Source organism: Alkalibacterium subtropicum, from assembly GCF_900112455.1.
Classification (GTDB): domain Bacteria; phylum Bacillota; class Bacilli; order Lactobacillales; family Carnobacteriaceae_A; genus Alkalibacterium; species Alkalibacterium subtropicum.
This window is the reverse complement of the sequence record NZ_FOLT01000005.1, coordinates 13157-27953: the sequence shown is the minus strand read 5'-3', so window position 1 is coordinate 27953 and position 14797 is coordinate 13157. Positions and strand designations below refer to the sequence as shown.

General features: G+C 43.4%; 8 protein-coding genes. All 8 read left to right on the top strand.

All coding sequences use genetic code 11. The annotated features are described in order from the left end of the window. Positions 1-176 precede the first annotated feature (176 nt). Positions 177-3389 (top strand): hypothetical protein, encoded by a 3213-nt coding sequence (locus BM049_RS06610; protein WP_091529714.1) that lies wholly within the window; start codon positions 177-179, stop codon positions 3387-3389. A gap of 15 nt (positions 3390-3404) precedes the next feature. Further along, positions 3405-3767, top strand: coding sequence for a response regulator (locus BM049_RS06605; protein WP_091529712.1), 363 nt, complete (start codon positions 3405-3407; stop codon positions 3765-3767). Beyond that, complete coding sequence (locus BM049_RS06600) at positions 3760-6975, top strand: ATP-binding protein (RefSeq protein ID WP_091529709.1); 3216 nt, start codon at positions 3760-3762, stop codon at positions 6973-6975. The genes BM049_RS06605 and BM049_RS06600 overlap by 8 nt, the downstream gene beginning before the upstream one ends. An 84-nt stretch (positions 6976-7059) precedes the next feature. Continuing rightward, entirely contained in the window at positions 7060-8709 is a 1650-nt protein-coding gene (locus BM049_RS06595) for a GGDEF domain-containing response regulator (RefSeq protein WP_091529706.1), read from the top strand. Between the two features lie 104 nt (positions 8710-8813). Further along, positions 8814-9785: a HEAT repeat domain-containing protein gene (locus BM049_RS06590; protein WP_177188621.1), complete on the top strand. Its 972-nt coding sequence runs from the start codon at positions 8814-8816 to the stop codon at positions 9783-9785. 21 nt (positions 9786-9806) lie between these two features. After that, positions 9807-11252 (top strand): glycosyltransferase family 2 protein, encoded by a 1446-nt coding sequence (locus BM049_RS06585; RefSeq protein WP_091529701.1) that lies wholly within the window; start codon positions 9807-9809, stop codon positions 11250-11252. 394 nt (positions 11253-11646) lie between these two features. After that, entirely contained in the window at positions 11647-12633 is a 987-nt protein-coding gene (locus BM049_RS06580) for a ring-cleaving dioxygenase (RefSeq protein ID WP_218147227.1), read from the top strand. A 241-nt stretch (positions 12634-12874) separates the two neighbouring features. Further along, entirely contained in the window at positions 12875-14053 is a 1179-nt protein-coding gene (locus BM049_RS06575; RefSeq protein WP_091529696.1) for an SDR family oxidoreductase, read from the top strand. Positions 14054-14797: the final 744 nt, after the last annotated feature.

Here is a 14797-nt window from a genome sequence, read left to right as displayed (position 1 = left end):
TTCATGTATTTGTGATACAATAAATGATAACACAGCAGGTTTACACGGGTGTCTCTTTAAAAAATAAGTTAAAATCTGTAGCTGTCCATCTAGTTTAACACATTATCTCTTTGTGTATAAATGGATGGGCCGGAAAGAGCCCGACCCCTAATGACAGGCATAAAGGATGAACGCAAGTGAAAAAGAAACTTACATATATAGGCATCGCATTCGGACTACTGCTCCTTTTTTTACCCTACATAGCTTGGCAGCTTGATTCAGGTCGAGCGCTTGATGTACTCATCATGGATAAAACAGTTCCCGACCAGACTTATAGGGAGCATAAAGGCATAACGTGGGCATTGAACCATTATAAATACATAAAGAGTGACCAGACGGCTTATGATTTAACACATGACTATACGGGGTTTCATCCTCTTGAAGAAAACCAGTATGACGTTTCATCCCTCCCTGTAGAAGAAAAAGACTTGATCTACATGGCAGATACATATGGAGTATACGAAAATGAGTTTTACGATCTGACCGAGGGAGAGACACGGTCTGGTCTGATATACGGGGGCCTGACTGCTGAAGAACTCGCGTATGTAGAAGAAGAGATGTATGCCAGTCAGACGCCTTTAATTGCCGAGTTCAACAGTTTCGCCAGTCCAACAACGTCTGAAGTGCAGGATCGTTTCACCTCAATTTTAGGAATAAACTGGAACGGCTGGACTGCCCGCTATTTCAATGAACTGGATCCTGAACTGAACAGTGAGATCCCATTATGGATCCTGGAGAACTATGAGCAGCAGACTCAGGAAACTTGGGGATCGAGTGGCCCTGGCCTCGTTTTTGTGAAGAATGACGAGCATATTCTTGTCCTGGAAGAAGGACAGGACTTTGAAGGGGAAGGCGTGCGTTTTGATTTTACCAGTCAAGGGCAAGCTTTTTTTGGCATGTCTCTTTCCTCACAGTATGGGTACTGGTTCGATATTGTGGAGGCCGAGGCTGCGGATGTATTAGCCACTTATTCCTTGGGATTGACTGAAAAGGGAAGCAAACGCCTGAGTGAATATGATATTGAAAATATGATCCCGGCCGTCACGCGGAATACAGTATCAGGGACCCCGGCCTATTATTTTGCCGGTGATTTTGCTGATATGGCTGCTACGCCTTCTTTCTATAAATACAAAGGGATGGACTGGCTGTACAGGATGATGAGCTGGGCACAGCTGAAGGGGACAAACGCCTTTTATTATCGGGCGTACCTGCCGATGATGCATACGATCTTACAGGAAACCCATGAAGGAAAAAGCCTGAAGAATAAAGAGGATCAGGCAAGCTTGATGTATGAAGAGGAAGAATTAGCCTATCCCACCCGTGTGAATGACACTGCTTTTGAGGTCTACAGCAGCGGAAAATGGGAAGAGGTGGAGATCCAGGGTGTGAATATGGGGATTGCCAAGCCGGGTTCATGGCCAGGAGAGACGGCGATTACTTATGAAGAATACGCACGCTGGCTGACTCAGATAAGCGACATGGGCGCCAATGTGATCCGTGTCTATACGATCCACCCGCCGGAATTTTATAAAGCGCTGTGGATGCACAACCAGCAGACGGATTCGCCGCTGTACCTTGTCCATGGGGTCTGGATAAATGAAGAAAACCTTGTTTCTACACTGGACGCTTATTCTTCTTCCAATATTGATCCGTTCGAAAACGAAATAAGAGATGCAGTCGATGTGGTTCACGGGAATATTAATCTAAATCCTGAATCCGGACATGCATCCGGAGAATACGCCTACGACATTTCCCCTTATATTATGGGCTACATATTAGGCATTGAATGGTACCCCAGGATGGTTGAAGAGACGAACACCCTTCATGAGAGCCAAGAAGAATTCACGGGAGAATATTTCACTACGAAAGAGGCGAATGCCTTTGAAAAGTGGCTCGCACAACGGATGGAATATTTAACGGATTATGAAGCAAGCATGTATGGGACGATGCATCCTATCAGCTTCACCAACTGGCCGACCACCGATCTGCTCGATCATCCTGCAGAGCCATTGGCTGAAGAGGATAGAGTCAGTGTCGATCCGAACACGATACATGCCACAGATCGGCTGAAGACCGGCTATTTTGCGAGCTATCATGTTTACCCTTATTATCCGGACTTTCTGAATTACGAACAAGCGTATTTGGATTTCATAGACCACCGAGGAGAAAAGAACAGTTATGCGGGCTATCTGAACGATCTGATACAGGCCCATCGCATGCCGGTCGTTATTGCAGAATTTGGTGTCCCCTCATCCAGAGGAATGACTCACGAGAACCCGTACGGCTGGAATCAGGGATTTCATTCGGAAAAAGAACAGGGAGCAATCGACGTGCGCCTGTTTGAAGACATCAGACATCAGGGCGCAGCAGGTGGGATACTGTTCACCTGGCAGGATGAATGGTTTAAACGGACTTGGAATACAATGAAGCTGGATGATCCAGACCGGCGTCCGTACTGGTCCAATATGCAGACCAATGAGCAGCACTTTGGCTTGCTGAGCTTTGAAACACACAAAAAACCGCTTGATGGCAGCCGGGACAAGTGGCAGGCCGAAGAAATATCGGCAGAAAAAGAAGACGGACTGCTCCATAGTATATCCGCCAGTCATGATGAGGCTTACCTTTACTTTATGATCGACTATGATCCGCAAAAATGGACCAGCGAAACGGATGTGACTATTCTTCTGGATACGATCGACCAGCAGGGGAATATCGACGTGCCTTTTATAGCTGATCAGACTTTTTCTGAAGGAATAGATTTTGTCATTGAACTTTCAGCGTCTAACGAAAGCAGAGTCTGGATAGACAAATATTATGATCCCTTCCATTTCCAGTTCAGTTATGCGCTGGAGGATACGGCCGGCAGTCAGAAGGTCGAAAAAAACAGCGGCCAGTTCCATACGATCAAGTTACCTTTGTCTATGCCAATGGACATTCCTTCAACAGGAGAACACGTTCCCTTTCAGTATTACGAAACGGGTGTATTGAAAGAGGGTATCGGTAGTCCTGAAAGTGAAGAGTATGATTCGCTGGCAGATTATATATTCAATAGGGATTCAGGAATACTGGAGGTACGCATCCCATGGCTCATGCTTAATGTCAAGAATCCCAGCCAGAAAGAAATCATGGGGGACATACAGTCTGAAGGGTTAAGTGCATCAGATTATATAGAAGCTGTAGAGTACTCAGTAGTGACTACAGAAAATAGCCGCACGACGGATCAGCTTCCAGAAAAGAACGCAAAAGATGCCGAAATGGTGGCTTATACATGGGAAAACTGGGATCAGCCCGTCTATGAAGAAAGATTGAAAGAATCATATAAAATAATCAAGGAGTATCTAAATGAGTGATATGGAGGTGCACATATGAAAAATGTGCTGGTAGTGGATGATGAAATGGTGTTGAGAATGCTGATCGTCGATAGTCTGGAAGATTTAAATATTACGATCGATGAAGCCGAGAGCGGTCTGGAAGCCTTGAGTATGATCAGCGGAAAAAAATACGATGTGATCATTCTGGATTATATGATGCCGGAGCTTACAGGACTAGAAATGCTTGAGAAAGCAGACAAGGAAATGTTGAGGGAAACAGTTATTGTCATGCTGACGGCGAAAACTCAGGAAAAAGACCAGCAGCAGGCTAAATCAGCGGGTGTCGACGTTTTTATGAAAAAACCGTTCAGTCCAATGGAGCTTTACCGATTAGTGGAGGATTTGACAAATGAGTGACAAGACTTATCGGCCGATCAAAATCAAACGGAAATTTTACAGGATGGCGGCACTGCTTTTATCTGTTATCGTTCTCATTACTACTCTCGGTATTATCACCCTGCTCAATGTACAGTCTACAATAGATGAACGCTATGAAGAAACCACGATGAAGTTTAATGCGATCAATGATTTGGAGGACAATCTAACGCAAGTACTTTTTAGAGCGAGAGGGTATTATGCTTTTCAGGATCAGATGGAACTGAACTTGCTATACGAAAATTTAGAAGAATTCAGAGACAGCATCGATCATTTTCAATCTCTTTCTCTTACTGATGAAGAAGAGGAATTAAATACGATCCTATCTGACTTTTATACAAACTATACGAACACACTGCTTCCCTCAGCAATAAGTTATGTCGAAGCAGACGATTATGAATCGCTCAGGGCCTTATCAAGTGGAGGGACGAACGAAGACATCAACCGGTTTCTCCAGTATACCCGCGGCTTCAATGATGAGAGCCAGCTGGAAAGAGATGAAATATATGCTGATACGCTTCTGCTGATCAACCGATTCACTACCGGTTTCATTATTTTAGGTCTTGTCAGTTTCGGTCTGTTTGTCTTTGTGATCAGCAGATTGCTGAAAGAGATCATTTTTCCGCTTGAAATGCTGATCTCGGCGACATTAAATCTAAAAAAAGGGAAAAAGCTGGAACTGAAATCAGATTTTCAGCTACAGGAGCTGCAGATGCTGGCTCAGTCGTTTGAAGATATGGCGACTGAGGTTCAGGATAAAGAGGATGAGCTGACTGCACAAAATGAAGAACTGCTGTCCCAGCAGGATGAACTCGAATATAACCAGAACCAGCTTGAAGCGTACGTGACCGAAATCGAGCATATCAACAAAGCCTTGAATCAGTCTGCCTTGTTATGTATCACTAATGATGAGGGGATCATCATTAATGTAAACGATATGTTCTGCAGAACGTCGAAGTATAAAGAAGATGAGCTCGTTGGGAATACCACACGGATCTTAAAAAGTGGGCATCAGGATAAGGCCTTTTATGAAACAATGTGGCACACGATCAGCAAGGGAAAGATATGGACAGGTAAAATAAGAAACGAAGCAAAAGATGGCTCCTGTTATTGGCTCAATGCTACGATCGTCCCTTTTCTGAATGAAAAAGGTAAGGCCTACCGTTATATCCTGATCGGGATCGACATCACGGAAAACAAGCGAAACGAACACGCATTGAAAGAGCTGCTGGAACAAACACAGAAAGCAAAAGAAAAGACAGAAAAATACAGTAACCTGAACAAAGAGTTGACCGCGACGGTAAACAGAGATGAATTTTTGAATCGGGTATTCGGTTACTTTAGAGTGGCCTTTGATTTTGACAAGGGTATTCTTGTAAGTCCGAATCAGAAACAGTTTGCTGAAAAGGGACTGACTGAAAATCATGCCAGGCAGTTTTTATCCGATGCCTATCTGAATGACATTGTGATACGTCTGCAGGATGAACGCTTTTATATTGTCAAACGGGAAGCAAATGAGTCGGAAATCGGTATAGCTGAAGGGAAGGTATACAGTTACGACCTGTATGCCTCAGTGAAAGATGAACATGGGAATATTGCCCTCATTTTCGCCCTGACGCGCATCGGAAATGTATTTGCAGATGAAGAAATCTCAGAGATCCTTATTCTTATGGGACAGCTGAGCATTGCTCTAAGCAGGATAGACATTTATGAAGATGTCCAGAGAGAAAGAAGTTTGAATGAAAGTATCGTGCAGAATGTCACGGAAGGCCTGCAGCTGGTTTCGCTGGACGGCGATCTACTGCAGGCTAATGACAAGCTGCTTCAGATGATAGGTATGGAAAGCTACAGGGACAACAAAATCGTCTCGAAAGACATCTGGATACAGGATTTTGCAAAAAAATGTCAGGAGTCAGCAGAAATCAGGGCCTTTTTTGAACAGGCCATCGATTCGGAGTATTCTGATATCAGTTCGATCCGCTGTCAGCTGGATGATGAGACAACCCGGCACCTTCAGATATATACATCCCCAGTCTTTATCGATGAGGCTAAAACAGGAACGATTTTCATGTACCGGGACATCACGAGAGAATATGAAATCGATGTGATGAAATCTGAACTCGTCAGTACAGTCAGTCATGAGCTGCGGACCCCCTTGTCAAGCGTGCTTGGGTTTACTGAAATGCTTCTGATGAAAGAACTGAAACCGGAAAAGCAGAAAAGATATCTTGAGACGATATTTAAAGAAGCCAAACGACTGACTAATTTGATCAATGATTTTCTGGATGTCCAGAGAATCGAATCGGGTAAACAGGAATATGAAATGAAAGAGGTCAATCTGAACAAGACGATCATGGAAGTCATAGATACATTCAAGCATGAAAAAAACAACCCTATCTACCTGGAAGACTCAGCTTCCTTTACCCATGTAATGGCAGACAGAGAACGGCTGATTCAGCTGCTGACAAATATCATCAGCAATGCCGTTAAGTTTTCACCTGAGGGCGGAAAAGTAGCGGTGAAAATCTACAATGAGAATGGAAAAATCGTTGTCAGCATCAGTGACCAGGGAATCGGTATTCCTAAAGCAGACATAGGAACGATATTTACGAAGTTTAAACGTGTAGATAACAGCGCGAGCAAAAAAATCGGAGGCACTGGACTTGGTCTTGCTATAAGTAAAGGGATCATTGAAGCGCATCAGGGAGATATATGGATCGATTCTCAGGAAAACCACGGGACCACCGTTTTCTTCTCCCTGCCTGTCCTGCATGCGCCGACGGATCAGATGCAGTCTGCCAAACCTGAAGGTGTCTTTCCTGAATCTAAAGGTACTGTCCTTTTAATCGAAGATGATATCAGTCTGGCGATGATGTTGTCCGAATCGTTAAAGTTCAATGGTTTCAATGTCATCCATTACCTGAACAGCAGGAATGTTTCCAGCATTGCACAGGAAAGAACTCTGACTGCGATCGTCGTAGATCTGATGCTGGAAGATGGCATGACGGGATGGGATCTGATCGAAGAAATACAGAGCGGCGAAACGACCCGTACGATCCCGGTCATCGTATCCTCGGCTATCGATAAAAAAGCAGATGCACTCGACCGTTATCAGATCCATGATTATTTAGTCAAACCCTATTCTCCGGAAATACTTTCAGAGATCTTGCTGAAACTGATCGAAGATTAAACATGCCTGTAATCAGCAGTTCTCTGAAAGATGAATCGCGTTTCAACTGGAACGTCAGCGTCATGAAAAGTGAGGAGTGACAGTGTGAATCAAGAAAAATTAAAGGAAATCATCAAGAAAAGTCAGCGGAAATTTTTAATAGAAAAAAACGAACAAATGACACATATTTCTAGGAACCTCATTAGCTTTTTAAGTAATGAGAGTGATGAAGATTACGAAGCGTTGTACCAGTTCTATCATCGCGTGAAAGGGACCGCAGGCACTCTGGAATTGGATGGCATATCTTCTGCAGCTGAAGAAGTCGAAACGCTTTTGTTGAACGAAAAAGATCGTCTGGCAAGTCATCCCGACTATTTTTCTGCTTTGATCAAAGGAACAGGGAGTCTACTGTTCCGTATCGAGCAGCAGTTAAGTGAGGTGCTGATCAGTGCGGGTGATGTCACGGTGCCGGAAGGTTCAAAAAAACACACGAAGTCTTCCGGAACGATTCTTGTGGTGGATGATGACGTCTCCATGCTAGCTTTCTTAGAAGACTTACTTAAGGATCAGGGGTATGAAGTGCTGGTCACCCATAGCGGGAACGATGCTTTAGAGTATATGAAAAATGAAAAAATCGATCTTGCACTGATCGATATCGTGATGCCGGAAAAATCCGGGTTCGATATCTATGAAGAAATCGTACAGATGAAAACGGACACCACTATTATTTTCTTGACGGGGCTGAACATAAAAGAGGTAAGATACGAAGCGCTGCGAACAGGTGCCGAAACGATCTACCAGAAACCCGTCGATCCGAACGAATTGCTTGCACACATAAATGGTACCTTCAAAAAAAGACAGATAACTAAACAGCAGCAGAACCTGGATGAACTGACCGGAGTCTTTACCCGTAAACATTTTGTGCATAGATTCGAACAGGAGAAAGAACGATTTATCAGGAACGGTGACGTCTTTTCAGTGGCTTTTACGGACCTGGACCATTTCAAAGCGATCAATGATACACATGGTCATCTTTATGGGGATCGTGTTTTAATAGAATTTGTAAAAACGATTAAAAGAAATATGGATGACAAGTGCGAAGTGTTCAGGTTCGGCGGGGATGAGTTTCTGATTTTGCTCCCGCAGACAAGCGGGGTGGAAGCTAAAACGGTCATCGATGACATTCGACTGGATCTGCTGTCGAACGTTTTCTATACATCTGATGATAAAGTGGATCTCACTCTTTCCTTCAGCTCAGGTATAGCTGAATTCAAAAACAAGAGCCAAACAAAAACCACCTTACTCGAAGCAGCTGACAAAGCTTTATATATTGCCAAGGAAAAAGGGAAAAACAGGGTCATTCTGCAAAGTGAAACATTACGTGTCGCTAAAAATAAAATACTCGTTGTGGATGATGAGCAATTGCTGACGAATATCATCAAAACCCGGCTTGGTTATCTAGGTTACGATGTCGACTATGCAAAGGATGGACAAGAAGCACTGGATAGACTTAGCCAGCGCGCATATGATCTCGTCCTGCTGGATATCATGCTCCCCAAAGTGACGGGCATCGAAGTACTGAAAAAAATAAAAGGAGTCAGTTTGAACGCAGAGCCTAAGATAATCATGATTTCAGGGAAACACAGTGAAGCGTCTGTCATGGAGAGTTTGAAACTGGGAGCTGACGATTTCTTCGAAAAGCCCTTCTCCCTGGATGTTCTGGAACATAAGATCAAAAAAATACTAACGACTTAGAGGTATGATGTAAAATGTTGAGAGAGGTTATCTGGACTATATTGGTCATGTTGTTTTATGTTGATTTGGTGATGTTCATTTTTCTGCTGTTAAAGAAAGGTGTAATGAAGTACATCAGGAATAAGAAAAGGCAGATCAGGAAGACATATGAAAATGAATTCCTTCGGTTTATTACCCAAGGCGGCGATAAGTTGTCTATCGAGCCCGGATCATACTTGGAGAAGAAGGTCCTGCAAGCTTTGATCATTGATTACAATTCATTTATTTCGGGATCGAATCAGACCCTCCTCCTGGAAAAGATCGGTAAGGAGTCGATGATAAATAAGGTCGAGCGTTATTTGAAAAGTACGAATAGATGGAAAAATAAGACAGGGACATACTTAGCCGGAGAATACGACTTAAAGAAATTGGAACCCTTGCTGCTGAAACAGCTTTACACCTCCGATAATGAATTATTCTTTATCACAGCTAGAAGTCTGATAAAAATAAACAACAAAACCTATTTGAAAGAAATATTAAGAAAATCAGCTGAACAGTCATGGATGAGTAAGAACAACACCCTTTCACTCCTTGAACTCATCGAAGGGGATATTGAAGAGATCCTTCTGGAGATCATGGAAACTGAAGATATGTTTCTGCAGGTCATTGCACTGGAAGAAAGTGGAAAAAGACACTACCAGAAAAGTGTCGGGTGGATAGAAAAAATGAGTCAGTCTCCGGAAAAAGAACTGAGGATCGCCGCTCTAAAAGCAAGTGACCGACTTGGCAATACAGGGGAGTCGTCCTATTTAGCCAGACTGATGTCTTTAAAAAATGATCCGGAATGGGAAGTAAGAGCATTTTTAGCTAAATTTCTAAAAAAAGTCAACAGCGATCAGGCTGTAAATATACTGATGGAATTCATGAGAGATGAGAATTGGTATGTTCGCCATAATGCTGCTGAATCGCTCTTTTATTTGGATGAAAAAGGTCATGCAGCTTTGAAGGCCCTGCTGCATGCAGAGGATCCCTTTGCCAGTGATGCGGCACGTGCCGTTTTGCAGAGAGAGGCCTTATACAAAGAGACGACCGGATAGACTATTATTTAGGAGAGGATCATGGACTTTTTTACAGAAATTTTAATAAACAGTATCGAGCATTTTAATCGTTTCGTTTTATATTATATGATTTTCATTAATGCCATTTATACGCTGCTCTTCGTTGTTTCCATTCGTGCGCTGTATGTTGACCGACAGAAAAAGAAATACTGGTCCTATGAAGAAATGACAGCTTCCAGCTATACGCCTCCCTTATCTATCGTTGTACCGAGTTACAACGAAGAAAAGACGATAGTGGATAATGCGAAAGCACTATTGAGTCTGGAATACAGTGAATTTCAGCTGATCATAGTCAATGATGGCTCGAAAGACAGAACGCTGGAACAGCTGATTTATGAATTTAAATTAAAAAAAATAGATATGCCCTACAGAAGAAAATTGAAGACTAAAGATATCAGAGGCATTTATCTCTCGGCCTTATTTGAAAATATCATCATCATCGATAAAGAGAACGGCGGGAAAGCAGATGCTTTGAATGCGGGGATCAATGTTGCGGAATATCCGATAATCACAGCCATCGATGCCGATTCGATCATTGAAAGGGATTCATTATCCAAAGTCATCAGACCTTTTGTTGAAGATCCGACAGTTATTGTTTCGGGGGGAGTGGTCAGACCAGTGAACGATTCTATTGTGGATAAAGGCTTTATTGAATCAGTGAAGTTAAGCACCAGCAATCTGGTGCGTTTCCAGACGGTGGAATACTTGAGAGCTTTTTTGTTCGGCAGACTGGGTCTGGGCAACCTCAATGCCTTGATGATCGTATCCGGGGCTTTTGGTGTATTCAAAAAAAGTGTCGTCATAGAAGCTGGAGGCTACACTGAGGATACGATTGGTGAAGATATGGAATTGATCGTTAAAATACATCGAAGAATGCGTGAAAATAAAACCCCATATAAAATTGTGTTCGTACCTGATCCGGTATGCTGGACCCAAGTCCCTGAAAAAGTGAGCGTACTGAAAAGTCAGCGTAAACGCTGGCACAAAGGTTTAATGGACAGTATGCTGAATCATAGAAAAATGCTGTTAAACCCTAAATTCAAGATCGTAGGCATGCTGGCGATGCCGTATTACTTTTTTGTCGAGATGCTGGGCGCCGTCGTCGAAATAATCGGCTATGTCACATTTTTAGTGTCATTCTGGCTGGGGATCATCAGTCTGGAATTCTTCCTGCTTTTCCTTGCGGTATCTGTTCTATATGGTATCTTTTTATCCAGCAGCGCTATTATGCTTGATGAATATAATTTTTCGAAGTATGAGAACATTTCTGAATATCTGGTGCTGATCGCTTTCAGTGTGCTGGAAAATTTCGGGTACCGTCAATTAAATGCCTGGTGGAGGTTCATAGCTTTCTTTGAGTACAGGCGGCATAATAAAACCTGGGGCGAAATGTCACGGACCGCGTTCAGTCCTCAAAAAAGTGAGTCAGAGGAGATGAACGGCTAGCGCTTCCTTTTTCTGAGACTGAGCCGATAATTGAAAGAGGTCTTTATCTTGATGGATTGGTGTGTGCTCCCCCAGTTATAAATAAGCTGGGAGCTTTATTTTAGCCGAGCAGAAATCCTGACCGGTCAGTTATTTTTTTATCATCGGTGATTTTTAATGCGCTGTATAACAGAGACGGTCACTATAAACTCCTGAGAAGAGTTATAGTGACTTTTTTTGTCTGTATATTGTTCTTGTTTTGAGCTTATTGCTCTTGGAACATTTTGAACCGATAGTTCGACTAAGCAATAAAGGCCGGCAAAGATAGCGAATGTTTGACTAAGTCTAGTGTATACGCTATAATTATCTCGAATTCGAAATGAAAACCAAAGGCAGACTTATCAGGAGGAACTAAATTATGAAGCAATTAAAAGGGATCCATCATGTAACGGCTATCACCAGCAGTGCCGAAAAAATTTATGACTTTTTTACACATGTATTGGGCGTGCGACTAGTCAAGAAAACAGTCAATCAGGACGACATTCAAACCTATCATTTATTCTTTGCGGATGACACAGGCAGTGCGGGGACAGACATGACCTTCTTCGATTTTCCTGGCATACAAAAAGGTGTTCACGGGAATGACGAAATCGCACGGACGAGTTTCCGCGTACCGTCAGATGCTGCACTCAATTACTGGGTCAAGCGGTTCGACCGTCTGGAAGTCAAGCACGAAGACGTTCAGGTACAGTTCGGCAAGAAAGTCCTGCCTTTTGTCGACTTTGATGATCAGAACTATCAGCTGATTTCTGACGAGAACAATGAGGGTGTAGAGTCAGGCACGCCATGGCAGAACGGACCGATCCCCTTGGAATTCGCGATCACTGGGCTGGGCCGCATGTTCCTGCGCTATCAGGATCTGGACTACATTAAAGCCGTGCTGGAACAGGTCTATGACATGAAGCAGATCGCTTCAGAAGATGATCTGTATCTCTTTGAAATGGGCGAGGGCGGCAATGGTGCAGAAGTGGTCGTGGAACATAACACGGAGCTAGAACGTCATCAGCAGGGATACGGAACTGTTCACCATTTGGCTTTTCGTGTAGAGGATAAAGACGATCTCGAAAACTGGAAAGAAAAATATCAGGCCGTCAAACTGCCTCATTCAGGTTACGTGAACCGGTTTTACTTCGGCTCGCTTTATGCGCGGGTGACTGCCGGCATACTGGTCGAACTGGCAACTGAGGGGCCAGGGTTTATGGAAGATGAACCGTATGAAACACTGGGTGAAAAACTGTCACTGCCACCGTTTCTCGAACCTCAGCGTGAGATCATCGAAAATGAAGTCCGGCACATCGATACAGTTAGAAGCACTAAAACCTTTGAAAAAGAGTATGAATAACGGATCGATCAAGACAATGGAGATAAACCGAAATTGACTGATAAACCCCAATAAGAGACTATGTGCAGTATGGCAGTCTCATATTGGGGTTTTTAGTTCGGAGACTGCGGTGGATGACAGACACAGAGGTTCATTGTTTAGGCTGTATGATTTGAGGATTCTGCCCTGGATACTTTAAAATTAAACATGTAAGCAGTTCAGATAAAAGTTTAGTCATGAATTAATAAGGAGGAAAAATATTATGCAGTGCGAAATCAAAGACAGAAAACCGTTAAACAGTCTATCGTTGAAGCTGAAGAAAGTGAAAGATCAGGTCGTCGTCATTACAGGTGCCACAAGCGGTATTGGACTTGTTACGGCACGCATGGCTGCTGATAAAGGAGCAAAGCTCGTTTTGGCAGGGCGTGAAAAAGCAGCACTGGAAACATTAACAGACGAACTGAGCGAAAAAACGGAAGCCGTCTATTTTGAAATGGATGTATCAAAAGAAGAAGAAGTAAAACAGCTGGCCGAAAAAGCGGTCGAAGCCTTTGGCGGTTTTGATACCTGGGTGAACAATGCGGCAGTCGCCATATACGGACACCTGACTGATATCCCGATCGTTGATGCCCGTGAGCTGTTTGAAATCAATTATTGGGGGACCGTTTACGGATCACTGGCAGCGATCGATCATTTCAGAGAGAAAGAAACAGCTGGCGCACTGATCAATATGGGCAGTGTACTTGGCAACCGGACTTTCCCGATACAGGGAACCTATTCGTCATCCAAGTTTGCCGTGCACAGTTTCACGGATGCCTTGAGAATGGAGGCGGAAAAGGAACATCTGCCGGTCGTTGTGACCCAGATCCATCCGGCGCGGGTAGATACGCCTTATCCAACACATGCTGCCAGTTATATCGATAAAGCCCCGTCTCATGACGGCATGATGTATCCGCCGGAAAGCGTGGCGACATCTATTCTTTACGCTGCTGAACATCCGGTAAGGGACATGTATGTCGGTGGTCAGTCGAAAGTGATGAGCTTGATGGGGGCTTTACTGCCACGCTTGACCGACCGTTATCTTGAAAAATCGATCTACAGTACTAATTATGACGAGTCGGGTGATGCAGAGTCACCGCTTCAGAGTACATTGTACGGAGAAGGCGAGCAGCTGAATGAAAGAGGTGACAGCAGTGGCAGGACGCGTAAAGGAAGCTGGATGGTCAAAGCTAAAAAGCACCCTCTGCTGTTTCTAGTGCCATTGACTATTGTTGGTGTGACGAGTTTATCGTTCCTGCTGTTTTCCGGAAAGAAAAAAACTAAAGCACAAAAAATCAAAGAAGCGTATCGTATGAAAAAGACCAAGGTGATGTTCAAGCATCCTAAACAAGCGTGGAAGTATGGAAAAATGAAAAGAAAAATCAGTCATTTAAGTCATTGATCCACAACTCGATATGAAGAGCTGGAAGTTTTACTAAGCATATACCCGGTCGAAAAAGAAGAAGATCGGCTTAAAATAATCATCAAGCAGAACACCGTCGAATATCCTATATTTGACGGTGTTCTGCTTTGTATATCTCTCCAATCGATGCTGGAACATTATTTTTTTCCCGTACATGTAAATCAGGCCATAAGACTCTACTCGCCTAGTACAAATAAGACCCTTATTTTTTAGTCCAATTAAAATCCTTTCTCCAGGTCGCCCATGTATTAACGACTTCATCATGATCATTCGTCATTTTACACATGACTGTCTGGTAGTGTCCGCTGGCGAAAAGTTTAGGATGGGTGGTCACTAAAAGGTGAATGTTCTGTCTATCCGATCTTAATTGACTCTCCGGTTGGCGATAGAATCAGCTGATAGTGACCAGTCAGCTTAGTTTCTTAGACGGGCATTCCACAGAATACCATTCACCTTCCATCCCAGAATAATTTAACCCTTGAGTAGTCACTACAGGGCTCAAAAAGTGACTACCCGATGAAATCAGTCGATCGACTTGGCATAAAAATTGATTTTACGTACTGCTCATCAAGTTGAAGAGGTCGGGTGGACTCAACTAAGTTTGTTTAGACCGGCTGATCAGTAAAAGCCGATCCGAAAGGGCAATCAAATGACTTAAGTGGATAATAAGCGAGTACTGGTCGTGGTAGACGTTCCACTCAACCTTCTACATATCGGAAATGG